The sequence below is a fragment of the Pseudovibrio sp. JE062 genome (genome assembly GCF_000156235.1).
Lineage (GTDB): Bacteria > Pseudomonadota > Alphaproteobacteria > Rhizobiales > Stappiaceae > Pseudovibrio.
Map to the genome: position 1 here is coordinate 92,645 of NZ_DS996806.1, position 22,446 is coordinate 115,090.

A 22,446-nucleotide genomic window follows, 5' to 3' on the forward strand; every position below is an offset into this window, starting at 1 on the left:
TCCAAACTAAAAAAGGCGCTCGATTGAGCGCCTTTTGTGTTTGGTGCGATGCTGGGGCGCTGATCAGGTGTTGAACTTGAACAGCAGTACGTCGCCGTCCTGAACAATGTATTCCTTACCTTCGTCGCGCGCCTTACCAGCTTCTTTGGCTGGGGTTTCACCACCAAGCTCAACGTAGTCGTTGTAAGCGATGGTTTGCGCGCGGATGAAGCCGCGTTCAAAGTCAGTGTGGATCACGCCAGCTGCCTGAGGTGCTTTTGTACCAGCAACAATGGTCCATGCGCGGGTTTCTTTTGGACCTGCTGTGAAGTAGGTGATCAGCTCCAGAAGGCCGTAACCAGCGCGGATCAGACGGTCGAGGCCAGGCTCTTCCAGACCCATGTCTGCCATGTACTCACGCTGCTCTTCATCTTCCAGCTGAGCGATTTCAGCTTCGATGGCTGCGGAGATGACAACAGAGGCTGCGCCTTGCTCTTCTGCCATGGCCTGAACCTTTGCAGAGAGGCTGTTGCCTTTGTCTGCGGCTTCTTCTTCCACGTTACACACGTAGAGGACTGGCTTGGAGGTGAGCAGGTTGAGCATTTTCAGCTGCTTGATTTCTTCTGGATCAGTCAGGCCGAGTGCGCGTACTGGCTTGCCGTCCTGAAGGATCGCGAGAGCCTGCTCCATGATTGGCAGGGCTGCTTTTGCGTCTTTGTCGCCTGACTTCGCTTTTTTCTCGAGCGGCGCGATGCGCTTTTCGAGGCTTTCCATGTCAGAAACCATCAGTTCGGTTTCGACAGTTTCAGCGTCAGCGATTGGGTCGATCTTGCCATCCACGTGCGTGATGTCATCGTTTTCGAAGCAGCGCAGAACGTGTGCGATCGCGTCTACTTCGCGGATGTTTGCGAGGAACTGGTTGCCCAGACCTTCACCCTTAGATGCACCGCGTACCAGACCTGCAATGTCCACGAAGGTCAGGCGGGTCGGGATGATTTCCTTGGACTGCGCAATTGCAGCGATCTTGGACTGACGTGGATCCGGAACAGCAACGTCACCGGTGTTCGGCTCAATGGTGCAGAATGGATAGTTCGCTGCCTGAGCTGCTGCTGTCTTGGTCAGAGCGTTGAAGAGGGTAGACTTACCGACGTTAGGCAAGCCGACGATGCCGCACTGAAAACCCATTTACTCTTGTCCTTTCGATCCAAATAGCTGCTCAAGCGCTGAGGCGAGCGGCCCTTTTTTGTTAGCTTCTTTGTCCTGATAGCCGGTTGCTTTAGGCGCTGGCTTTTTTTCTGGCTCAGGCTTGACGGTATCCTGCTTTTTCTTCGCAGCCGCGTCGCGTGAGCTTTCCTTTTTATAAGGTTTGCCAGAGCCTTCCGGGCGGGTTGCCAGTGTCACCTTGTTGGCGAACTGGTTGTCCTGATGCTGAGCAAGGAGCGGGGCGTTGTCTGCGATGGCCTCTAAAAGAGGTTCCAGCCACTCCTGATCCGCTTTTGCAAAATCACCCAAGACCCACTGATGCACACGGTCCTTATGGCCCGGGTGGCCGATGCCGAGGCGAACACGGCGATAGGCATCTGTGATGTGTGCTGTGATGGAGCGCAGACCATTGTGGCCGCCATGACCACCGCCGTTTTTTAGGCGGAACTTGGCAGGAGGCAGGTCCAGCTCGTCATAGAGCACGACAACATCTTGAGGGGTGAGTTTGTAGAAACGGAGTGCTTCGCCTACGGAACGACCACTTTCGTTCATGTAGGTTGTTGGCTTCATGAGCAGGACTTTTTCGCCTGCCAATGTGCCTTCAGAAACATGTGCCTGAAAGCGAGCCCGCCATGGGCTGAATGAGCTATGGCGGCGATGAATTTCATCTGCCGCCATGAACCCGATATTGTGACGATTATTCTCGTATTTAGGGCCTGGATTACCGAGGCCGACAAACAGCTTCATAGGTATGGTTCCAAGCCCTGAATTCAGAGAATTACTCTTCGCCTTCACCTTCTTCAGAAGCTTCGTCAGCTTCTTTCAGACCTGCAGGAGCTGCAATGGTGGAGATGGTGAAGTCACGGTCAGTGATGGTTGGCGCGCAACCAGCTGGCAGCTTAACAGCAGAGATGTGCTGGGAAGAGCCGAGGTCTGCTTCAGCCAGATCAACTTCGATAGCTTCTGGGATAGCAGTTGCTGGAACAGTCATTTCAACAGTGTGACGAACAACGTTCAGAACACCACCGCGCTTCAGACCTGGGGAAGTTTCTTCGTTCAGGAACTTCACTGGGATTTCAACTGTCAGAGTAGCGTCTGCAGAAACGCGCAGGAAGTCAACGTGCATCAGGGTGTCTTTAACCGGATGCAGCTGGAAGTCTTTTGCGATTACAGAAGTTTTTTCGCCGTTCAGGTCGATTGTACCGACGTGAGACAGGAAACCGCCCTTATGAAGGGTCATGGTTGCTTCTTTAAGAGGCAGGTTGATGGACACTGCTTCTTTTTTGTCGCCGTAGATTACTGCTGGTACAAGACCTTCACGACGAGCTGCACGAGCGGCCCCCTTGCCGGCCCGTTCACGCACCTGTGCTTTCAGCTCATAGCTGTTTGCCATGGTGGAATCTCCTAGTTTGATAATAAAAGTAAGGCCGCGGGAGCGACAGAATTCTGCGCTCAACTACGGCCAACTTTGTACGCCTCCTCCAAGGGTGTCGACGTACGCGGCTCGTATAGCTGAACTTCCTTTAAAGAGCAAGAGCAACCGTAGAGCCTACAATAAGAAAAACCGGGGCGTACCCCGGTTTCTCAAAGCTTGTGATTAAAGCGAATTATGAATCGAACAAGCTGGAAACGGAACGTTCCTGCGATGTGCGGTTGATCGCTTCGCCCATCAGAGGGGCGATAGAAATGGTGCGGATGTTCGGAGCAGCCTGAACAGCAGCGGTTGGCTCGATGGAATCGGTGATCACCAGTTCCTTAAGCTTGGATGCGGAAACGCGTGCAACTGCGCCACCGGACAGCACGCCGTGCGTGATGTAAGCGGTTACAGATTTTGCACCAGCGTTAAGCAGAGCATCCGCTGCGTTGCAGAGTGTTCCACCAGAGTCCACGATGTCGTCCACGAGGATACAGTCGTAGCCATTTACATCACCGATGATGTTCATGACTTCGGATTCTCCAGGCTTGTCACGACGCTTATCAACGATGGACAGAGGAGCTTCGATGCGCTTTGCAAGTGCACGTGCGCGAACCACGCCGCCAACATCCGGAGAAACAACCATGACATTGGTTGTGTCGTAGCGCTCTTTGATGTCACGGGTCATCACAGGCGCGCCGTAGAGGTTGTCGGTTGGAATATCGAAGAAGCCCTGAATCTGGCCTGCATGCAGGTCGAGTGTGAGCACTCGGTCAGCACCGGCGTTGGTGATCAGATTGGCAACAAGTTTCGCAGAGACTGGCGTACGAGGCGCCGGCTTACGGTCCTGACGGGCGTAGCCAAAGTATGGAACCACTGCGGTAATACGACGTGCTGAGGAACGACGAAGCGCATCAATAATGATGAGCAGTTCCATCAGGTGGTCATTAGCCGGATAGCTTGTTGGCTGAATGACGAAGACGTCTTCACCGCGTACGTTCTCCTGGATTTCAACGTAGATTTCTTGGTCTGCAAAGCGGCGAACCTGGCACTTCGCCAATGGTACATCAAGATACTTTGAAATTTGCTCAGCCAGCGCGCGATTGGAGTTACCCGCGACGATTTTCATAACCCGCAAGTCCTTCTTGGGCTTTGATCTCACAACCCGACTTTCGCCGGTAGTGAGGTGGAAATTTGCGTCCCTTGGTGGAACCCGATTTCTTCTGGTAAGGCACCCTGACGGGTCGCCTTGGGGCGCCTTTTAGCAACCTCGTCTTAAGCCGACAATAGCCAGAACGCACAGCAGCTCAGCTTTTTTGCTAAAGCTGAGCTGCATAATTGTGTATCTATTTGATTTTATTAGGTCACTTGCTGTGTAACCATGCTTCTAAAGAAGCAATAGTTCTTGAGGCAATTCTCCGCAGCGCATCGCTGGAAACATCGTTCCATGGGTCGCCAGAGTTGCCGCCTGTCTGCTCCTGGCCGTCAATTCTGTGAACGCGGTTGCCGTTTGCATCAATAATATCAAATACATAGAAGACGGTGGTGGTGTACTGGTCACCCGCTGCGGTCAAGAATCCTTTGACTCGGTAGGTTGCTGGCGCGCCAACGCGTCTGACGAGGTTGAGATTCGCTGCTGCTGCGCGATTCCCCAGTTCCTCTGAGAGATCATCGGCAATGTTGCCAGGCAGGCCGGTCAGCTGTTCGAAGGCGAACGTTGCTTTGGCCGGAGATACAGCAGGAGGAGCAGACTTGGTTTCAATCATGTCCCCGATGCTGGACGGGGGAATAGGGTTTGCCGCACAGCCTGCAAGAATTGCCATAGCGGCAATGATTAATACCCGAGGTGAAAGTACGAGCTTCAGCATGTCAGTCCTTAAAGTCCACTCAAAGAATCAGCGAGGGGTGCCCCAGTAGATTCGTAAAGAATAATTATGGCAGTCTTTACCCTGCCTTCACAGGGAGGTCGAGAGAAAGCTGTGATAAGCTTTCTGGCCCATCTTCGTGTGTGATGTAAGTTTGGCCCAAAGTCATGGCGGTTTCGCTGTCGGAATCCATGATGATCATGTGCATAAACAACACCATGTTTTCCTGAATTTCATGTGCATTTTCTTTGAAGGCCATATACGGCGGCTCCATCCAGCTTGGTGTGAAGCGGGCACCAAGAGAATATCCGCAGGCATTGAGGCGGTGTGGCATCAGGCCGCGATCATCCAGAATATGAGCGTGCGCGGCAAACAGATCGCCAAAGGTGTTGCCAACCTGCATGGCCTGTTCAACGGCAATCATCGCATCTTTTGCAGCTTGATGCAGCTCCAAATGGCGTGGGGTTGGTTCCCCCAGAATAACGGTGCGGATGGCGGCTGCGTGGTAGTGGCGGTAAACGCCTGCCCACTCCAGCGTGAGCTGATCATTTTCTGAGAGCGTTCTGCGACCTGACTTGTAGCGGCAGAGCAGGGCGTCCGGGCCGGAGCCGATGACGAATTCGTTGGCTGGGTAGTCGCCGCCACCTTCGAAGATGGTGCTTTGCATCTTTGCAAGGATGCGGCCTTCATCAGCTCCCGGCTTGATCTCTTCCATGGCAGCGAGAAAGGCCTGATCGGCGAGCTTGCCTGCGGTTCGGACGTACTCCAACTCGGTTGGTGATTTGACCAGACGGAGTTCCTTGATGATGTCGGAGGCGTCATCCACGTCTGCGAAGGAATGGAGAGACTCGTCGAGCAGGCGGCCATTGGCGGCAGTGAGGCCGTGGGTGTCGTATTCCACGCCGATGCGGGTGCCGAGCAGGTCGAGATCGAACAACAGTTCTTTCACCTGGCCAACCGGAGATTTGCCAGCCACATCCATCCAGAGGCGGATGTCTTTGAGGTTGGAGGTGTTGCGGGCCTGTCTGAGGTCTGCTGAGCGGGTGAGGAGGATTGGCTCTTCGCCCGGGCGATAGATCAGGCATTGGAAGAAGCAGTAGCCGAAGGTGTCGAAACCCGTCAGCCAATACATGCTTTCCTGCGCGAAGATCAGCAGGCAGTCCAGATTGCGCTCTTTGAGTTTTGCGTCCAGAGCAGCACGGCGCTCAGCAAATTCTTCCGGTGAAAAGTGCAGGGCCATGGTTTTCTCCCAATCCATAGTTTGCAACGCAATCTGAAACAGAACTTACTCTTGCTCGCTCGCCAGCACAATCAGGCGGTTAACATGATAGTTGATATTTGGCGCCCGTAATCCGGCTCTTTGTTATGGGTGGTTCTTCGGTAGGAGAAGAACCTATCCGCATCTGCATAGGTGCAGAGTTTCAGATCGATGACTTCTTTCAGGCCCAGTTGGTCGAGCTGTGCTTTGATGAAAGCTGGCAGGTCGAACATACTGTGCAGTGGCTTTTCGGAAGGCACAAAGAAGCGTTGGTTGTCCTGAGATTGCTCAAGGAAGCGCAGGGCAAACTCCGGGCCGACTTCATAGGCCTGCTGGGAGATCATCGGGCCCATCACTGCGGTGATGTTGGCTGGATCTGCGCCAAGCTGTTTCATAGCTTCAACGGTATTAGGTAGGATGCCGTCTACTGCGCCTTTCCATCCGGAATGGGCTGCGCCGATGACACCGTTGTCCGGATCAACAAACAGGATCGGGCCACAGTCCGCTGTCAGGATGCCGATGGCGACACCGGGTGTGTTGGTGACAAGGGCGTCGGCGCGTTTGTCGTCTTCTTCAGCGAACGGGCCAGTCACACTCAGCACCTTGGTGGAGTGGATCTGGTAGGGCGTGACCAGATGCTCTGGCGTGGTGCCAAGCTTTTCGGCAACGCGACGGCGATTTTCCAGCACATCTTCGCGGTTGTCGCTGGAGCCGAGGCCGACGTTGAGGCCCTTGTAGATGCCGGAGGAGACACCGCCTTCGCGGGTGAAGAAGCCATGTGAGATGCGTTGCATTGCTTCAAGCTCTGGCACTTTAATCATTGGCTTCTCCCGCGTTTGACTGTTTTAATTCTGGAAAGGAATTGGTTGTTCTGAAGTGTTGGAGATGCAGAGGACTTTGAACAGGGTGCCCATCTGATCATCGGCGGCAAGGCGCTCTACATCCTTGCGGATCTGGTCCTGATCCAGCGTGGATTTGCCTGCACCAAGCTGGCCTGCGCGTTCCAGCAGACCGAGGCCGAGCAGGAACTGGCCTTGACCGATTGGGCCGTGCGCAGTGGCGCCTTCTGCTGCAGCTGCGTTTGCCAGTGCCTGAAAGTTGACGTGTGCGGTCAGATCTGCTTCGCCGCAGTGTTCCAAAGTGGAGACGTACTCGTGCTTCTTGAGGGCCTGGAAGGTGTCACCGGTGGCAGTTTTGGCGTAACCGTAGTCGATCAGCAGTGCTGCGCCGCCATTTGCTTTGAGGCGGTGGCCGATCTGGGAAGCAATGGCGTTGGAGGCTGGGGACAGTTCCAATGTGTCGCCGATCTTTGCCTGCAGGTTTGCTTTGGCGACGTCTGCTGGTGACAGAGTGCCTGAGCCAATGCCGAACGTGAGGTTGCCATCTTCATCCAGACCAACGCAACGCTCGCGCCAGCCGGTGTCTGTTAGCTGGTACTGGTGGATTGGTAATGCGTCGAACAGCTCGTTGGCGACGAGCAGTGTCGGGCCTTCGGGGATGGTTTCCAGCGTGTCGTGCCATTTAATGGAATAGGCCTTTAGCAGCTTGCGTTGTGCTTTACGCAAGGATGGGCTGGTTTCGACCAGATGGATCTGAATGTTGGCGAGCATCTGAGGGCGCAATGAGATCACGCGCAAGATGTCTTTCATCAGAGTGCCACGGCCCGGACCCATTTCCACCAGATGAACTGGTCCTTTGAGGTCCTGTGATAACCACTGGTGCAGAAACCATGCGCCGATGAGTTCGCCGAACAGCTGAGAAATCTCGGGTGCTGTGGTGAAGTCACCTTTTGCACCGAAGGGCTGCTGGCGCATGTAGTAACCGTGCTCAGGATCGGACAGGCACAGCGCCATATACTCGGCAACGGTCATTGGACCATGATCCGCAATGCGCTTTTTGATTTTTTCCTGAAGAGGCGTGGATGCGGAACCGGTCATTTTGCTTCTTTGTTTTCCGTATTTCTTTTAAGTGCCCAAACCACGATGATGATACCGATCAGAACCATTGGCAGGCTCAGCAGCATACCCATGGTGAAGAAGCCAGATAGATAGCCAATGTGTGCATCCGGAACGCGGTAGAACTCTACAAAGGTGCGCGCCAGACCGTAGCCAATTGCGAAGCTGCCCGCGAGCACGCCGGGCTTTTGCAGCAGTTTGAAGCGGTGAGACAGCAGGCGCAGCACGAGGAACAACAGGGCTCCTTCCAGTGCTGCTTCGTAAAGCTGGCTTGGGTGTCTTGGTTCTGGTCCGCCATTGGGGAACACGACAGCCCACGGCACATCCGTGACACGGCCCCAAAGCTCGGAGTTGATGAAGTTGGCGATGCGTCCGAAGAAGAGACCGATCGGCGCGGCAATGGCAGCAAGATCAAACATGGTCCAGCCGGATAGGCCGCGGGCTCTGGAGTAGATGAACAGCACGACAATCATGCCCAGCAGACCGCCATGGAAGGCCATACCGCCTTGCCAGACTGCAAGGATCTCGGCCGGGTTCGCCAGATAGTAGGGCAGATTGTAGAACAGCACGTAGCCCAAACGACCACCCAGCACGATGCCGAGTGTTGCCCACATGACGAAGTCGTCGATGTCGGTTCCTGTTGGATGAGCTGTCTTGCCCCACAGATTGGTGTTGCGTACGGTCACGACCATATAACGCCATGCGAGCAGAATTCCGGCGATATATGCCAGCGCATACCAACGGATGGCCAGTGGTCCGAACTCAATCAGAACCGGATCAATCATCGGGAACGGTATGGCTAGGAGCGGCATATAAGATCCTTTTGTTTTTGGAGCGTACCTGTCGTCAGAACTCTTAGGGCTGTTCGCATTTGTGTTGAAACGCCTGACCTGCTTTCGCTCATATTCTGCGTATCTTTATCCGAAAAACGGTCCCCACTTTTTGGAGATACGCTGTAGATTTGAGCGGTATGTGGTCATTTGATTGCAACGGATCAAGCAACAGACGCCCCGAATGAGCGAGCATTCCGACAACTAGAGGATTTGGTCAAGAGGTTTGTGGGAGGTGTTCAACACAAGCTTTCGGCATTTTACTGACAGGTTCTTTAGGGTTCTGGGCGCAAAACGGCTCTCAACGCTTGAAAGTAGCGGGCCAGACCAATACTTGTTTGAGAGAGATAAATTTTAAGAGGACGCCATGAGCCAGTCTCCTAATCGCATGTTCGACGAGTTTGCTAAGCTGATGACCGATGCAGCTGGTGTTGCACAGGGTGCCAAGCGGGAAGTCGAAACCGCATTCCGAGCGCAGATCGAGCGTTTCATGTCGGATATGGATCTGGTGTCCCGCGATGAGTTTGACACAGTCAAAGACATGGCGATCAAGGCACTGGATGACGTAGAAAAGCTGGAAGAGCGCCTTGCAGCTCTGGAAAAGCGCCTTGGGGAGCAGGACGAAAAAGCTGCCCCTGAAGACAAGGCATAATGCCCGCTGAAAATTACATGTGAATATGCTGTGGGCGGCTTTGAGTCGTCCACAATTTTCGCAATGAACTGTCTGTTCCCCCTATAGGGGAATGTCCAAGTCTATCGGTATATTGGCAAAAAAGAGGATTCGATGTGTTGCATCAATAGTTCCCGTGAAACCTTCTTGGTGGAACTTCCTTTGTAGCGCATGCTTCTATCTAAAGAGCACGTAAGTGTCTGGTCCATGATCACTCAACCCGCGTCCGTCCGGAGTGGGTAGATAAACCATTCCTCAAACGGAAAGAGGACCGGAAATGAGCCTTATTGAGTTCGGCACGGAACGCCCCCTGAATCCGGTTGATACGATCGAAAACCTTGCAACCGGTAACGACTGGTCCTTTGAACGACTTGGTGATGATGAAATTTCCATTTCGGTTACAGGGACTTGGTGCGACTATCACGTAACCTTCTCGTGGATGGAAGAGTTGGAAGCGCTGCATATGGCAAGCGCATTCGATCTGAAAGTCCCAGCCCCCCGCAAAGATGAGATTGTCCGCCTGCTTGCGCTGATCAATGAGCAGCAATGGATGGGTCACTTTGATATCTGGGGCCGCGAAGGTGTTGTTATTTTCCGTCAGTCTTTGCTTTTGGCTGGTGGTGCAGAAGCCAATTCTTCTCAGATTGAAGTCCTTTTTTCCAATTCTCTGGATTCATGCGAACGGTACTATCAGGCATTCCAGTTTGTCGTCTGGGCAGGCAAGACCGCTCAGGAAGCGATGGAAACAGTGATGTTTGAAACTGCCGGTGATGCATGAAATTAACGAATGAACGTCCGCTTGTTCTGATTGGAGCAGGCAAAATGGGTGGTGCCATGCTGTCCGGCTGGATGAAGCAGGGTATGGCACCAGAACATGTGGTTGTTGTTGACCCAAACCCACCTGCTGAAACGATTGAGACCATCCAGGCACATGATCTGATCTGGTACAAAAGCGTGCCTGACAGTGTTGTTGCCGGTGTGCTTCTGCTTGCTATCAAGCCACAAATGATGGAAGCGGTGCTGCCGACGCTTAAAAGTCTGGCCGATGCGCAGAGCGTGGTGCTTTCGGTGGCTGCCGGTACGACCATCAAACGGTTTAAGGATAACTTTGGTGCCGGACAGCCGGTGGTTCGCGTTATTCCAAACACACCTTCGCAGGTGGGCCGTGGTGTGACTGCTGGGTATGCCTCTGATGAAGTTCAGGACACGCAGAAGGCATTGATGAGTTCTCTGCTGGAGTCCATCGGCGTGTTTTACTGGGTGGAAGCTGAAGAGCAGATTGATCTGGCAACGGCAGTGAGTGGTTCTGGCCCTGCTTATGTGTTCCACTTGGTCGAAGCGATGAGCGCAGCTGGGCAACGTTTAGGCTTGAATGCAGAGTTGGCGGAAGCGCTTGCAAGAGGAACTGTGGCTGGCTCTGGTGAGCTGCTTCACCAATCCTCTGAGGATGCAGATGTTTTGCGTAAGAACGTGACCTCGCCGGGCGGCACAACAGCTGCAGCGCTTTCTGTGCTGATGGGGGATGATGCCCTGACCAACCTGATGAGCGATGCGGTTGCGAAGGCAGCGCACCGTGCAACAGAACTTGCTGATTAAGGCAGCTTTGCCGGTGCTGGAAGATTGCTTCCACCAAGTTTCAAAATTACTCGATATTGACGTAAAGCCTCGGTTACTAGACTGAGGCTTTTTCTTTGTACGTGGGGTGTTCCTGTGTGTATGATTAAGTGTTGATGCGTAGTTGGAGCACGTTGCGTTCATTTACATTCACGCCCCGCACTCTAACTTCTTTAATGAAGCGGGTTCTTTGCGGTTGGTCCTAGCCAATCTAAAGGAATGCGCTTCAGAGTGTTGGCCATACAGGAGCGTGCCATGCCTACTGAGAAGACCCATCAGAAAGTCGTCGCGAGTTTCATTGAGCTGCTGGAGACGCACCGGATTGAAGAAATCACCTATGCGGCGATCGCGGACAATGCGGGTGTCAAGATTGAAGTGGTGCGTGCGTGCTGTAATGGCAAACTGGACCTGCTTGCTGCCTTTATGCGGGAGATCGATCAGAAGGTTTTGAAAGAGCGGGACCCTGATCTCATGGATGAGACCCCTCGGGACCGCCTGTTTGATGTGCTGATGTGTCGTCTGGACCTCATGGAGCCACACAGAGAAGCCATCCGAAATCTACGCAGAACAGTTGTTAAAGATCCCGCTCTGGCCATGCACATGCATAAGCTGGTGACACGCTCCATGAAGTGGATGCTGGTGGCTGCCGGTATTGAAGAGTTTGGCTTGCGCAATGTGGGCATGTCGAATGCGTTGGCACTGGGCTTTGAGCGGCTGGTGCGGGTGTGGCTGGAAGATGATGCACCCGGACATCCTAAAGTTATGGTCGCCGTTGATGATATGTTGGCAAATGGCGAAAAGTGGATGGGCCGTGCTTGCCGGGTCGAGAAAGTAGCGGCACCCTTTATTGAAGGGCTGGGCCGTTTGTGCCAGAGGCCGCTGCGCCCAAAAGGCCAGAGCACACCTCCATCAGCTGCTGCAAATGGTGGGGCTGAAGCCAGCCCCTGATGCGGTTGGCATTTAATTTGAGTTACTGAGAAGATTATGGACCAAAAAGAAACTACTAAAACCATCGGCATTGATGATTTTTTGAATGTGGATGTGCGTGTTGGCACCGTTATTGAGGCAGTTGATTTTCCGGAGGCGCGTAAGCCTGCTTACAAGCTGAAGATTGATTTTGGTGATGACATTGGCGTCAAAAAGACGTCTGCGCAGATCACCGCGCATTACACACCTGAGACACTGATTGGTCGTCAGGTGGTTGCTGTTGTGAATTTCCCGCCACGCCAGATCGGGCCTTTCATGTCTGAGGTTCTGACCCTTGGGCTGGCTGATGAAAACGGCGATATCGTTCTGCTGCATCCTGACAGCAAGGTGCCAAATGGCGGGCGGATGCACTGACCCTTTTGTGGTTGTTCGGGCAGGGAGATGAAAACTTATCCCCCTGCTGGATTTCTCCCATAATCTAAATCCATGCCTACGTAACGGGCTGCTGGCGGAGCGACCGTCAGTGTGTCGTAGGCTGGGCGGGGCTATCGGGAGAGGTAACGCAGCTTTCGGTGGTCCGGTGAACCGAACTTCAAACGTGGCCGCATGGTTTGAGGGGAAGGGCCCAGGAATATAGGGTATCACGCGGTGACAGGCGTTGATGCACCGGCAGGGATAACTTGCTTTTGCTGATGTGTCTGTCAGAGACGGAGGAACTGTTTGGCAGGGAAACCTGACTGGATAAGCCACTGTCTTTCCGGGAAACCGGCTATCGTGCCTTATAGGCAAAAGAGGCGACGTTGTTCATCCCAAGAAAGCCCGGGCAAGGCGTGTAGCCAATGCCGAAGACTCATTATTAACAAACAGCGCAGGTATTGCCTGCCGCCTTGCTCACCCCGATTACCGGGAAATCTAACTCCACTACTGCATGGCAGGCCATGCGGTGCTATTGGTATGTCTGCTTGCTTTTCGTTGGTTAGATCGGGATACGAATGCGCACGCGCAGGCCGCCCAGAGGGGACTGGCGAAGGAAGATTTCGCCGCCGTGACTTCTGACGATATCCCGCGCAATGGCAAGGCCCAGACCTGAGCCACCGCTGTCCTGATTGCGGGCCGTATCCAGCCTATGGAACGGACGGAAGACGTTTTCACGCTCTTCCCGCGGGATGCCAGGTCCATCATCATCGACCGTAATGATCAGCCAATCCGGGGTTCGGTTGCCCTTGATGCGTAGCGTCTTGCCGTATCGGGCTGCGTTGGAGATGACGTTCAGCAGACAGCGCCGGAACGCGCGGCCTTTAACGATGACGAGCGGATCGCCGTCGAAGGAGGAGGATACATCCGCCCCAACAACTTCAGCCTCAACCTCCAGATCCTCCAGCATGAGCGAGATATCGACCGGAGCAGGGGGCTCATCACCGTAGCCTTTGGAGAAGGACAGATAGTCCTCCAGCATCCGGTTCATCTCATCCACGTCCTTACGCAGTGCATCAGCCTCAGGCGATTGAGGCAGCAGTGCCAGCTGCAAACGGAAGCGAGTGAGAATGGTGCGCAGATCATGGCTGACACCAGCGAGCATGGTGGTGCGCTGATCCACATGCCGCTCGATCCTACGGCGCATATCGATGAACGCAAGCGCCGCCCGACGTACTTCCCGAGCCCCGTGAGGCCGGAAATTGGAGACCTGCCGGCCTTTACCAAACTCCTCCGCCGCATCGGCCAGTTGCTCGATAGGGCGGATCTGGTTTCGGAGGAACAAAACCGCGATGATGATCAGCACAAGGGACGTGGCCACCATCCAAACGATGAAGATGTGCGAGTTGGAGGCATACGTCTGGCTGCGCCGCGCGATGATGCGGAGGGTTTTGTCTTCCAGCTGAATGCGGATCTCAACGTATTTGGCTGCACCGACAGTATCAATCCAGAAAGGCTTGCCGATGCGTGCTGCAATTTCCCGGGTCATGTAGCGGTCCACCAAATCAAAGAGAGGCTTTGGCTTTGGTGGTGGGAGTGGCTCTTTGGGGAGCACTGTCACAGACAGACCCAGTGCTGAGGCGCTGATTTGCTTCAGTGTCGCGTAATTATCGTCGTGATTGTAGGTCTCCGCCATATCGACGACAGCTGCAATCTGTCGGACCACTGCTTCAGACAAGCGCTTGGTCACGAGGTCGTAGTGGCGCTCCATGAAAACGAAAGCAAGGACTGATTGCAGGATCAGGAAAGGGATGACGATGATCAGAAGGGCGCGGACATACAGACCTTTTGGAAGGCGGTAGTGCAGCCAGCTTGTCACCGCGAAGTAGGGCGTTAAAAGCGTTCTGACCCATTGTGGGAGTTTGAACCGGTCTGATAAGCCCATAGTCCTCTCACTGTTTGCATGTCTGCTGGCTGTTACTATGACAGCTAGTTGGTAATAAGCCGATAACCTATCCCACGCACAGTTTGCAGGTACAAGGGATTGCCGGGATCTTCCTCAATCTTTCTTCTCAAGCGGTTTACCTGAACATCGATTGTGCGCTCACCGAGAGAAGCATCTGCACCCACCAGATCAGTTCGTGCTACAGTTTGTCCTGGCTTTTCTGCAAAGGTGTTGAGGATCTGTTTCTCACGGTCAGTCAGGCGGACGTGTTCATCATTACGTTTTAGTTCACCGCGTTCGGCGTTGTACTGGAACGGGCCGAAAGACAGGACTTCCAGTTTCATCTTTGGTTTTGGGCCACCCCTGCGGAGGATGGCGGAAATTCTTAGGAGGAGTTCGCGTGGTTCGAAGGGCTTGGAGACGTAATCATCGACGCCAGCTTCCAGACCTTCGATGCGGTCTTCGATTTCGGAGCGGGCAGTGAGCATGAGGATTGGGACAGCTTTGGAGCGGCGCAGGTCTTTGGCGAGCTCAATACCACTCTCGCCCGGCATCATGACGTCGAGTATGAGGAGGTCGAATTCCAGACCAGATAATCTGCGGCGGGCTTCTTCTGCGTCTTTGGCGACGGTGACGCGGAAGCCGTTTTCCCCGAGGAACCTGTTGAGGAGGTCACGGATACGACTGTCGTCATCAATCAGGAGAATGTGAGGTGCATCATCTTCCAGAAGAGCAGAGCGGGCCACGGTAATTCCTCAATCTGTTTGTTTGCCAATGAGACGGGCAACTTCGCTGCGATCGTTCTCATCGATCATAAGATATAAAAACTGGCGGACAATCTCATCACTGCCATCAGGCATCAAGGAGATCGCCTTATTAATACGCTGCGACTGAAGTTTGGACAGCTGGGCACAAAATTCCGTACCCTTTTCAGTGGTATAAAGCAGGCGCTGGCGGCGGTCCAACGCTCCGGGTTCCTGACAAATGAAGTCTTCATCCACCAACTGTTTCAAAACGCGTCCCAGACTTTGCTTTGTAATCTTCAAAATATCGAGCAAGTCGGAGACTCTGATTCCCGGGTTTCTGTGCACAAAATGGAGAACACGGTGATGGGCACGGCCAAAACCCAGTTCATCAAGAAGCACATCCGGATCACCCGTAAAGTCGCGATAAGCGAAGAAAAACAGTTCAATAAGGTCAAACCGTGGTGAATCGCTGTCTTTTTTGTTCATTTCCTGTCCCGGATAACTGCCTATTTTTTAATCTTATAAAAAATACGTCAGCTATGTTGACTTATTTCAGAATGATAGTTACAAGTTACTCATCGCTGAAGAAAGGAAAGAACTCAACATGCGCTATGTGCGCAATAGTTGAAAAATTAATTTCTTCATCGGTTTTACATCGTGGGTAGATATTGAACATCTGCAGTTGTAATGCGGCTGGTCGTTATACCTATCCTTTATGAACTCATTGATTTAGCTAGAACACACCTTGACTGGCAAGGCCTTGCTTTGCCTGCACCGTGAATTGTTCGCCATATGGAGAAGAGAAATGGCGGGTATACCCTTTGATCAGCTGGAAGGCTCAATCTGGTTGGATGGAAAAATCATTCCTTGGTCAGAGGCCCAAGTGCATGTGCTTACACATGGCTTGCACTACGGAAGCAGTGTGTTCGAAGGTCAGCGTGCGTATGGCGGCGAGATCTTCAAGCTGGAAGAGCACACCAAACGTCTGCATGCATCTGCTGAAGTTCTGGGTTTCACCATTCCGTGGACTGAAGAGCAAATCAACGATGCCTGTAAGCAGATGCTGGTTGAGAACAACCTGACCGATGCTTACCTGCGCCCAGTTGCATGGCGCGGTAGCGAGATGATGGGTATTTCAGCGCAGGCAAACACTATCCATCTGGCGATTGCTGCCTGGGAATGGCCAAGCTACTTCTCTCCTGAAGAGCGCCTGAAAGGTATCCGTCTGGACATGGCGGAGTATCGTCGCCCTGATCCTAAGACTGCACCGTTCAAGTCCAAGGCTGCTGGCCTTTACATGATCTGCACCATTTCCAAGCATGCCGCTGAAGCGAAGGGTTACTCCGATGCTTTGATGCTGGACTGGCAGGGCCGTGTTGCTGAAGCGACTGGTGCAAATGTCTTCTTCATCAAAGACGGTGCGATCCACACGCCGATTGCGGATTGCTTCCTGGATGGCATCACACGCCGCACAGTGATTGATCTGGCACGTGCTCGTGGTATCGAAGTGATCGAACGTCGTATTATGCCTGAGGAAATGGAAGGCTTTGAACAGTGCTTCCTGACTGGTTCCGCTGCTGAGGTTACACCGGTTTCTGAGATCGGCCCGTACAGCTTCGTTCCGGGCGATATCACCAAGCTGATGATCGAGGATTACATGGCTGCTGTTCAGCCAGCTAAAGAAGAACTGCTTGTCGCAAGCTAAGCTCTGAAGCTCAGAAATTTTAAAGCCCGCGGCTCGATTGGAGCGGCGGGCTTTTTCGTTTTACTTGGTTGCGAGCTGAGGTTGCTCGTGTTGCGGTCTGAAGAGTTTGCCGTTCTCCGTTATTAGAACGCAGATCAGTCCAAGGATTGAGAAGAGAGCGACGCCATAGACGAGTGGTAGCTCAGTCCCATCGTAGAGCTTGCCGATACCAGCGCCGAGCAACGCGCCGATCAGGGTGGTGATGAAGCCGATCATGGCAGAGCCAGCGCCTGCAACGCGTCCCAATGGTTCCATAGCCATGGTGTTGAAGTTTGGGCCAATGAAGCCGAAGAAGAACATAGCCAGCGACTGAATGGCGATGAACGATACGATGGTCAGCGTACCACTGTAAGCAATTGCTGCGGTCAACAGAGAGGTGGCTGTGAAGCCCAGCAGAGCCATGTGAGACATTTTCCGCAAGCCATACTTCTCCACCATCTGAGAGTTGAGATAGGAGGAGAGGGCCATTGCGATGGAGATTGCAGCGAAGACAATCGGGAACAAATCAGCGAGAGCGAAGCGTTCCATGAAGACTTGCTGCGCTGAGTTGATGAACGCAAACAGGCAGGCAAAGACGAAGGTCATCGCCATCATGTAGCCAACGGTGACACGAGTGGTCAGGGCCAGGCGATAAGCGCTCAGAATTGACCGAGCTTCCAGCGGGCGTTGATTCATAGGATCAAGGCTCTCTGGCAGGCGCATAAGGCACCACACCAGAAGGAGAACACCGAACATGGTCAGAGCTGCAAATACACCCTGCCATGGTGCAAACCACAGCACGACCTGACCCAGGAATGGGGCTATGACAGGCGCAATCTGGAAGGCGACCATAACGAGGGACATCACCTTGCCCATCTGACGGCCACTGTACCAGTCTCTGATCATGGAGATAGAGGCAACCCTTGGGGCCGCCGCGCCAACACCCTGCAGCGCACGGGCCGCGAGCATGTGCTCATAGCTCATGGCAAACGTCGAGTACACTCCGCCTATGATGTAAAGGCTAAGGCCAATCAAAAGCGTGGTTCTTCGACCAATCGTATCCGAGAGCGGACCGAAAAAGAGGGAAGCACAAGCAAGACCAATCATGTAGGCCGTGATCACCAACTGGCGATCATTGTCAGCGACAGACAATGCTTCGCTCATGGCTGGGAGAGCCGGAAGCATCATAGACGTCGCAACCGCGTTCAGCGCCATAAGCGCTGCAACAAGGCTGACAATTTCCCATAAGGAAAGCCCAGGATGAGGTACTCGCTCATGCTGCAGATCAGAAACTGCAGACATCAGAGACCTGTTTGTTGGGTGCAAAAAGGTAAGAGGCCGCGATTGCGACCTAATAAACTTAAATTAGCTTCTATTTGAACTGGCAAACATGGCTATGTCAAGGCAAGTGCCAGTCCATTGTTGCGTGATGCATGTTTATGAGATGCTGAAGTTATTTGGCTTTTTCTTCATTCCAGCGGGCTGCATCTGCATCATCTGCTGCTTTGGCTTCAACCCAGGTGCCTTCCGAAGCATCTTTAAGATGTTCCTTCTTCCAGAAGGGCGCCTGCGTTTTCAGGAAGTCCATCAGGAAGTCGGCGGCTTCAAATGCTGCACGGCGGTGTGGGCTGGTTGCAATGACCAACACGATGTTCTCACCCGGTGGGATTTTGCCAAAACGGTGAATGATGGTGAGGCCGGTGATCGGCCAGCGTTCCACGGCTTGCTGCGCAAATTTGGAGATCTGAGCCTCAGCCATCCCCGGATAGTGCTCTAACTCAAGGGCTTCGAGTGTGCCGCCTTCGTCACGGCAAAGGCCTGTAAATGTTACGATTGCGCCAACATCTTTGCGGCCCTTGGTGAGGATTTCGGTCTCTGCAAGAACATCGAAATCCTCAGCCTGAACGCGGACTGTATACTCTGTGGTGCTGTTTGCCATGGTATTCGCAGACTTTCGGAATTGCTGGAAGAAGGAGAAGTGTTCCTCAACCGCCTGTCATTGGCGGGAAGAATGCAACCTCTTCCGTTCCAGTCAGAACGTGGTCTTCCTCTACGTGTTCCTGGTCAACAGCAATGCGGATGGTTTCTGGCTGCTCAAACGCGAAGGCATAGCCTTCATCGCGAGCTGCAAGCCAACTCATTAACTCACCAGTCGTTTTGACGTTTTCCGGAAGCTCAATGGTTTCCTCGGAGGTTCCAGTACGTTCACGCAGCCAAGCGAAATAACGAATTTTCATGAGATTGAGCCCCGGTCTTATATGGCTTCCTTTAAGTGGAAGCCTCGTCTTTTACAGGAATTAGTCTTCAATCAGATGGCCAATTCCAGCGCGGAAGTAGTCATAGCCCGTATATAGGGTCAAAATCGCTGCGACCCAAAGTAGCACGATGCCGGTTGAAGTGGTGTACGGGAAGATGACGTCCCCTGCCTGACCAGCCAATAGAAAGCCAAGTGCAATGAGCTGGACAGTGGTTTTCCATTTAGCCAGTTTGGTAACGGGCACTGAAACACGAAGCTCAGCAAGGAACTCACGCAAGCCAGAAACAAGGATTTCTCGGCAGAGAATAATGATTGCTGCGAAGATGGACCAGTTTCCGATTGTCTGATCCCATGCCAACATAAGGAGGCAAACTGAAACAAGAAGTTTGTCAGCAATCGGATCGAGCATGCGACCCAGTGCGGACTGTTGCTGCCAAATTCTGGCGAGGTATCCGTCAAAGAAATCCGTGATGGCAGCTACGAAGAAGATACCTAATGCAATCCAGCGTGCAGTGTGGGTCGGGAAATAGAAACACACAGCCAGAGCTGGCACAGCAGCAATGCGGCCGTAAGTAAGAATATTTGGAAGCGAAAATATAAGCTTACGGGACATATGGACCTTCAAGTTTACGCGGCTAACAAGCGCTCATACTCAGGGTGTGCACATCCAAGCGGGTCCTGTCAATTGTGGCCCGCGTATTTGTGCAGGACTTTGGGGGAGTATGTGGGATTATGTAAACATCCCATCACCCATTTCCTTAATGATCTGCTTTGCCTTGCGCGAAGAGAACTCTTTTGCTTCATCTTCAGAAGCATGCGTGTCTGCGCGGATGAAGACATGTTCTTTGGTCTCTTCACCAAACTGCTTGGTGATGCGGCCTGCGGTTTGCCACTGGCCACCACGGCGGGATGGCTCAGAATAGATCAGATAACCCTCGAACTCTTCTGCCTTTGCAGCTGGAGTTGAGTTTTCGTCTTTGTTGCCGCCAAACAGACGTGAGAAAAAGCCCATGGTAGTTCTCCCAGACTAAACGTGGTTTCAGTGGTCTACAGGTTCGCACAGGATGTCTGCGAGCGCATCCTTGTTTTCAGTTGGCTCGCCAAGTTTGCGCATGGACCAATGTTTTCTGCAGAGCGAGATGTAGGATTCCTCACCGCCGATGACAACCTGATCGCCTTCTTCAACAATGTTGCCGCTCTCATCCATACGCGCCACCATGGTTGCTTTAGAGCCGCACCAGCATATGGTTCTGACTTCGCGAAGGATGTCTGCGATTGCAAGAAGCGCGGCACTGCCTGGGAACATCTTGCCTTGGAAATCGGTTCTAAGGCCATATGCCATCACAGGAATGCGGAGGTGATCAGCAACACGGGCGAGCTGCCAGACTTGATCTTCTGTTAGGAACTGCGCTTCGTCGATAAAGACGGCGTTGATTTGCTGCTCTTTGAGCTGCTCTTCGATGCAGGCGAACAGATCAAGCTCGGTGTCATAGATCAGAGCGTCTGATTTGAGGCCAATACGCGACGAGATTTCTCCGACCTTGGTGCGGTTGTCGAGCGCTGCTGTGAACAGCAGGCTGCGCATGCCACGTTCCTGATAGTTGTAGGAGGCCTGCAGCAGCAGAGTGGACTTACCAGCATTCATTGCGGAGAAATTGAAATATAGTTTTGCCATTGGCCCTTCGCGGCGCAGAGCGCCTCATCGCGTTCAATCTGATTAGGTCTTCATACATGGATTCGCGAGTGAGGCCAGAACCATGGGAGGTTACTCACAAGGTTCAGTGGCAAACTTTCAGCGGGAGGCGTATCCAGCTACCAAACTAGGTAATTCTCTCATGCAGGCGATGGAATGATCTGGCAGGACAGGAGAGCTGTTGTCGTGATGAAGGGGATTAAACCAGACGGATGTGGCGCCGATATTATTTGCACCTGCGATGTCGTGTTCCAGAGAATCTCCGACATGAATGAGTTTGTCCGGGCTCATCCCGGCCATTGAGAGCATGGCATCGAAGAGGCGAGGGTCTGGTTTTCTGTAGGGGTATTCTTCTGCCATCACCACGAAGTCGAAGAGGTGGGCGATCCCTGCGCTTTTGGGACAAGAGTTGCCGTTGGTGATTAGCGCTGTTTTGTAGTTTCGCTTTAGCGTCGCGAGTGTTTCTTTGACATGGGGATAGAAGTAGGGGTCACCAAATCGGACTCTTTTGAAGATCTCCAGTGCCTGCTCGGATAACTCCTTAGCATTGCTCAGTGGATTAAGGGCTTGCTCAAATGAGGCTCTTCGTATTTCTAGCAATCGGATATTGTTGGGATCTGCGTCTTCCGCGAGCGACTGCCGTATCCTTTTCAGTCGCCTGGGGGTGATGGGTTTCTCTGAGTAATGACTGAGAAAACTTGCAGTGGTGATCAGGGCTTCATCGAGAATGCGTTGAAAGTCAAAGAGGGTTTGGTCTGCGTCGAACGATATGAGCAATTCTCGTGGCATTCCAAGTTTCCCTCCGGATTAGTTCCTAGAAAGTTATTATAGCCTTACTTTAAGGTAATATGTGAAGTGTTGCGAAGATTGGAAAATGGTCTGAGCCGACGTCTTCGCCAATCATAAGATCTTTGATGATTATTTTTTCAGAAGAGGTAATGTGATCGACTTTAGATCCCAGCACCTTTCCAAGGAATGGATTGATAAAATATCGCGTGGTCTGCGGAACGAAGCTTGTGAATGTTGTTTTCAGCTTCAGATCAGCCAGCAACTTCTGGAAGGTATCTGACCAGACCGGAGTGTTCCAGTCCCCTAAAACCATAATGGGTGTATCTGTCCGATGTTTTTGGATGTGCTTGGACACATAATCCACATAGGTTGTGCGACCATTCAGTCGACGTTTGCTGCGCGGGCTTGCTGGGTGGATTGCGTAAAGCTGAATTTTCCGGCCATTAACATTGACGTCTGCGCTCAAGAACTCACGGGGAATGTAACCGTTGAACCCCAGCCCTGGTACAAGGTTACGCTTTGAGTTTTCTAACGGGAACTTACTGAAGACTGTGAGGTCGGTGTCTTTCTTTTCAGGTGGCAGGATCGCGTACTGATAGTTTTCTCTCAGGAATGCTTGAAGGCGTGGTGTTGCGCTTGCTGTTTCCTGGAACACGATCAGATCAGGTTGGCGTTTTTCGATGAGTTCCTGCAGAGCTTCTTTCCCGAACTGCATATGCAGGAGGTTGAGGCTCATAACGTCGAAGCTCTTAGCTTCTGGATGGTTCTCCAGAATAGCGGTGGGCTGTCTGACAAGGCGAATGCTGGTGACCATCCAGAAACTGGAGATAATCAAGCCCAGAAGGCACAGCAGATGAAGCCAATGCAGTCTTCTGGCCATGACAAGCCAGATCAGCAGACCGATAAAACCTGCTGCGATGAGCTGTGGGATGAAGAAAGCAGCTGCTTCGCTGAGAAGATTGCCCGGCGCAACCAGAGAGAACAGAAGCAGGAAGGTGACAGCAAGCGTTCCGGCACGGACCAGATGAAGCAGTATTGGGGTATTTTGCTTCTTCTTTAAAAATATCCTGTCTGACCGCACTGCCTTCACCTTTGGCTGTTAAATTTTATCGAGAATAGCGCAGAGTGGTTTTCTATTTGTAAAAACAATGCGTTATCCCGTGA

At 52.8% G+C, this 22,446-nt stretch carries 26 protein-coding genes; 6 read left to right on the forward strand and 20 right to left on the reverse strand.

The window, feature by feature from the left end:
- Positions 1–63 precede the first annotated feature (63 nt).
- The 9 genes from ychF to lgt all read right to left on the reverse strand — a co-directional run bounded on the left by ychF (position 64) and on the right by lgt (position 8,486).
- Positions 64–1,164, reverse strand: a complete 1,101-nt coding sequence (gene ychF, locus PJE062_RS04820) for a redox-regulated ATPase YchF (RefSeq protein WP_008548101.1) — start codon at positions 1,162–1,164, stop codon at positions 64–66.
- Positions 1,165–1,929: an aminoacyl-tRNA hydrolase gene (gene pth, locus PJE062_RS04825; protein WP_037036099.1), complete on the reverse strand. Its 765-nt coding sequence runs from the start codon at positions 1,927–1,929 to the stop codon at positions 1,165–1,167.
- A gap of 31 nt (positions 1,930–1,960) precedes the next feature.
- Positions 1,961–2,575: a 50S ribosomal protein L25/general stress protein Ctc gene (locus tag PJE062_RS04830; protein WP_008548139.1), complete on the reverse strand. Its 615-nt coding sequence runs from the start codon at positions 2,573–2,575 to the stop codon at positions 1,961–1,963.
- Positions 2,576–2,789: 214 nt separating this feature from the next.
- Positions 2,790–3,725: a ribose-phosphate pyrophosphokinase gene (locus PJE062_RS04835; protein ID WP_008547515.1), complete on the reverse strand. Its 936-nt coding sequence runs from the start codon at positions 3,723–3,725 to the stop codon at positions 2,790–2,792.
- A 235-nt stretch (positions 3,726–3,960) separates the two neighbouring features.
- Positions 3,961–4,464 (reverse strand): hypothetical protein, encoded by a 504-nt coding sequence (locus PJE062_RS04840; protein WP_008548162.1) that lies wholly within the window; start codon positions 4,462–4,464, stop codon positions 3,961–3,963.
- 76 nt (positions 4,465–4,540) lie between these two features.
- Positions 4,541–5,719, reverse strand: a complete 1,179-nt coding sequence (locus PJE062_RS04845) for a Xaa-Pro peptidase family protein (protein ID WP_008547693.1) — start codon at positions 5,717–5,719, stop codon at positions 4,541–4,543.
- 53 nt (positions 5,720–5,772) lie between these two features.
- Positions 5,773–6,540, reverse strand: coding sequence for a peptidoglycan editing factor PgeF (pgeF, locus tag PJE062_RS04850; RefSeq protein WP_008547380.1), 768 nt, complete (start codon positions 6,538–6,540; stop codon positions 5,773–5,775).
- A gap of 24 nt (positions 6,541–6,564) precedes the next feature.
- Positions 6,565–7,656, reverse strand: a complete 1,092-nt coding sequence (locus PJE062_RS04855) for a class I SAM-dependent methyltransferase (RefSeq protein ID WP_008548008.1) — start codon at positions 7,654–7,656, stop codon at positions 6,565–6,567.
- Positions 7,653–8,486 (reverse strand): prolipoprotein diacylglyceryl transferase, encoded by an 834-nt coding sequence (gene lgt, locus PJE062_RS04860; RefSeq protein ID WP_008547544.1) that lies wholly within the window; start codon positions 8,484–8,486, stop codon positions 7,653–7,655. Before lgt ends, PJE062_RS04855 begins: the two co-directional genes overlap by 4 nt.
- Before the next feature lie 385 nt (positions 8,487–8,871).
- Between lgt and PJE062_RS04865 the strand changes: the two genes are divergently transcribed.
- The 5 genes from PJE062_RS04865 (at position 8,872) to PJE062_RS04885 (ending at position 12,129) form a co-directional block, all read left to right on the forward strand.
- Positions 8,872–9,156 carry an accessory factor UbiK family protein gene (locus tag PJE062_RS04865; protein ID WP_008547626.1) on the forward strand — a complete coding sequence of 95 codons (285 nt, stop codon included), beginning with the start codon at positions 8,872–8,874 and terminating at the stop codon, positions 9,154–9,156.
- A gap of 295 nt (positions 9,157–9,451) precedes the next feature.
- Positions 9,452–9,952, forward strand: coding sequence for a YbjN domain-containing protein (locus PJE062_RS04870; protein WP_008547464.1), 501 nt, complete (start codon positions 9,452–9,454; stop codon positions 9,950–9,952).
- On the forward strand, positions 9,949–10,770 hold the full coding sequence (proC, locus tag PJE062_RS04875; protein ID WP_037036102.1) for a pyrroline-5-carboxylate reductase: 822 nt from the start codon (positions 9,949–9,951) through the stop codon (positions 10,768–10,770). The genes PJE062_RS04870 and proC overlap by 4 nt, the downstream gene beginning before the upstream one ends.
- Before the next feature lie 273 nt (positions 10,771–11,043).
- The gene (locus PJE062_RS04880) at positions 11,044–11,736 is read left to right on the forward strand and encodes a hypothetical protein (protein WP_008547577.1); all 693 of its coding nucleotides are present in this window, start codon (positions 11,044–11,046) and stop codon (positions 11,734–11,736) included.
- 36 nt (positions 11,737–11,772) lie between these two features.
- Entirely contained in the window at positions 11,773–12,129 is a 357-nt protein-coding gene (locus PJE062_RS04885; protein ID WP_008547588.1) for a tRNA-binding protein, read from the forward strand.
- A 562-nt stretch (positions 12,130–12,691) separates the two neighbouring features.
- On the opposite strand, the gene PJE062_RS04890 is transcribed toward PJE062_RS04885, so the two are convergent.
- The 3 genes from PJE062_RS04890 to PJE062_RS04900 are packed head-to-tail and all read right to left on the reverse strand — an operon-like array spanning position 12,692 to position 15,306.
- Positions 12,692–14,074 (reverse strand): ATP-binding protein, encoded by a 1,383-nt coding sequence (locus tag PJE062_RS04890; protein WP_008547656.1) that lies wholly within the window; start codon positions 14,072–14,074, stop codon positions 12,692–12,694.
- A 44-nt stretch (positions 14,075–14,118) separates the two neighbouring features.
- Positions 14,119–14,820: a response regulator gene (locus tag PJE062_RS04895; RefSeq protein ID WP_008547432.1), complete on the reverse strand. Its 702-nt coding sequence runs from the start codon at positions 14,818–14,820 to the stop codon at positions 14,119–14,121.
- Positions 14,821–14,829: 9 nt separating this feature from the next.
- Positions 14,830–15,306 (reverse strand): MarR family winged helix-turn-helix transcriptional regulator, encoded by a 477-nt coding sequence (locus PJE062_RS04900; RefSeq protein WP_008548140.1) that lies wholly within the window; start codon positions 15,304–15,306, stop codon positions 14,830–14,832.
- 319 nt (positions 15,307–15,625) lie between these two features.
- On the opposite strand from PJE062_RS04900, the gene PJE062_RS04905 reads away from it, so the two are divergent.
- Positions 15,626–16,525 (forward strand): branched-chain amino acid aminotransferase, encoded by a 900-nt coding sequence (locus PJE062_RS04905; protein WP_008548062.1) that lies wholly within the window; start codon positions 15,626–15,628, stop codon positions 16,523–16,525.
- Positions 16,526–16,585: 60 nt separating this feature from the next.
- Here the strand turns inward: PJE062_RS04905 and PJE062_RS04910 are convergent, their stop codons facing one another.
- The 8 genes from PJE062_RS04910 to PJE062_RS04945 all read right to left on the reverse strand — a co-directional run bounded on the left by PJE062_RS04910 (position 16,586) and on the right by PJE062_RS04945 (position 22,363).
- Positions 16,586–17,845, reverse strand: coding sequence for a multidrug effflux MFS transporter (locus PJE062_RS04910; RefSeq protein ID WP_008547396.1), 1,260 nt, complete (start codon positions 17,843–17,845; stop codon positions 16,586–16,588).
- Between the two features lie 151 nt (positions 17,846–17,996).
- A complete protein-coding gene (locus tag PJE062_RS04915) occupies positions 17,997–18,482 on the reverse strand; it encodes a molybdenum cofactor biosynthesis protein MoaE (RefSeq protein WP_008547460.1) in 486 nt (161 codons plus the stop codon).
- A gap of 46 nt (positions 18,483–18,528) precedes the next feature.
- Positions 18,529–18,780 (reverse strand): molybdopterin converting factor subunit 1, encoded by a 252-nt coding sequence (gene moaD / locus PJE062_RS04920; RefSeq protein WP_008547358.1) that lies wholly within the window; start codon positions 18,778–18,780, stop codon positions 18,529–18,531.
- Positions 18,781–18,840: 60 nt separating this feature from the next.
- Positions 18,841–19,413, reverse strand: coding sequence for a CDP-diacylglycerol--glycerol-3-phosphate 3-phosphatidyltransferase (pgsA, locus tag PJE062_RS04925; RefSeq protein ID WP_008547678.1), 573 nt, complete (start codon positions 19,411–19,413; stop codon positions 18,841–18,843).
- Positions 19,414–19,530: 117 nt separating this feature from the next.
- Positions 19,531–19,812 carry an HlyU family transcriptional regulator gene (locus PJE062_RS04930; RefSeq protein ID WP_008547613.1) on the reverse strand — a complete coding sequence of 94 codons (282 nt, stop codon included), beginning with the start codon at positions 19,810–19,812 and terminating at the stop codon, positions 19,531–19,533.
- Between the two features lie 27 nt (positions 19,813–19,839).
- Positions 19,840–20,475, reverse strand: coding sequence for a thymidine kinase (locus tag PJE062_RS04935; protein ID WP_008547956.1), 636 nt, complete (start codon positions 20,473–20,475; stop codon positions 19,840–19,842).
- A 117-nt stretch (positions 20,476–20,592) separates the two neighbouring features.
- Complete coding sequence (locus PJE062_RS04940) at positions 20,593–21,282, reverse strand: HAD family hydrolase (RefSeq protein WP_008548154.1); 690 nt, start codon at positions 21,280–21,282, stop codon at positions 20,593–20,595.
- A gap of 49 nt (positions 21,283–21,331) precedes the next feature.
- Entirely contained in the window at positions 21,332–22,363 is a 1,032-nt protein-coding gene (locus PJE062_RS04945; protein ID WP_157039065.1) for an endonuclease/exonuclease/phosphatase family protein, read from the reverse strand.
- Positions 22,364–22,446: the final 83 nt, after the last annotated feature.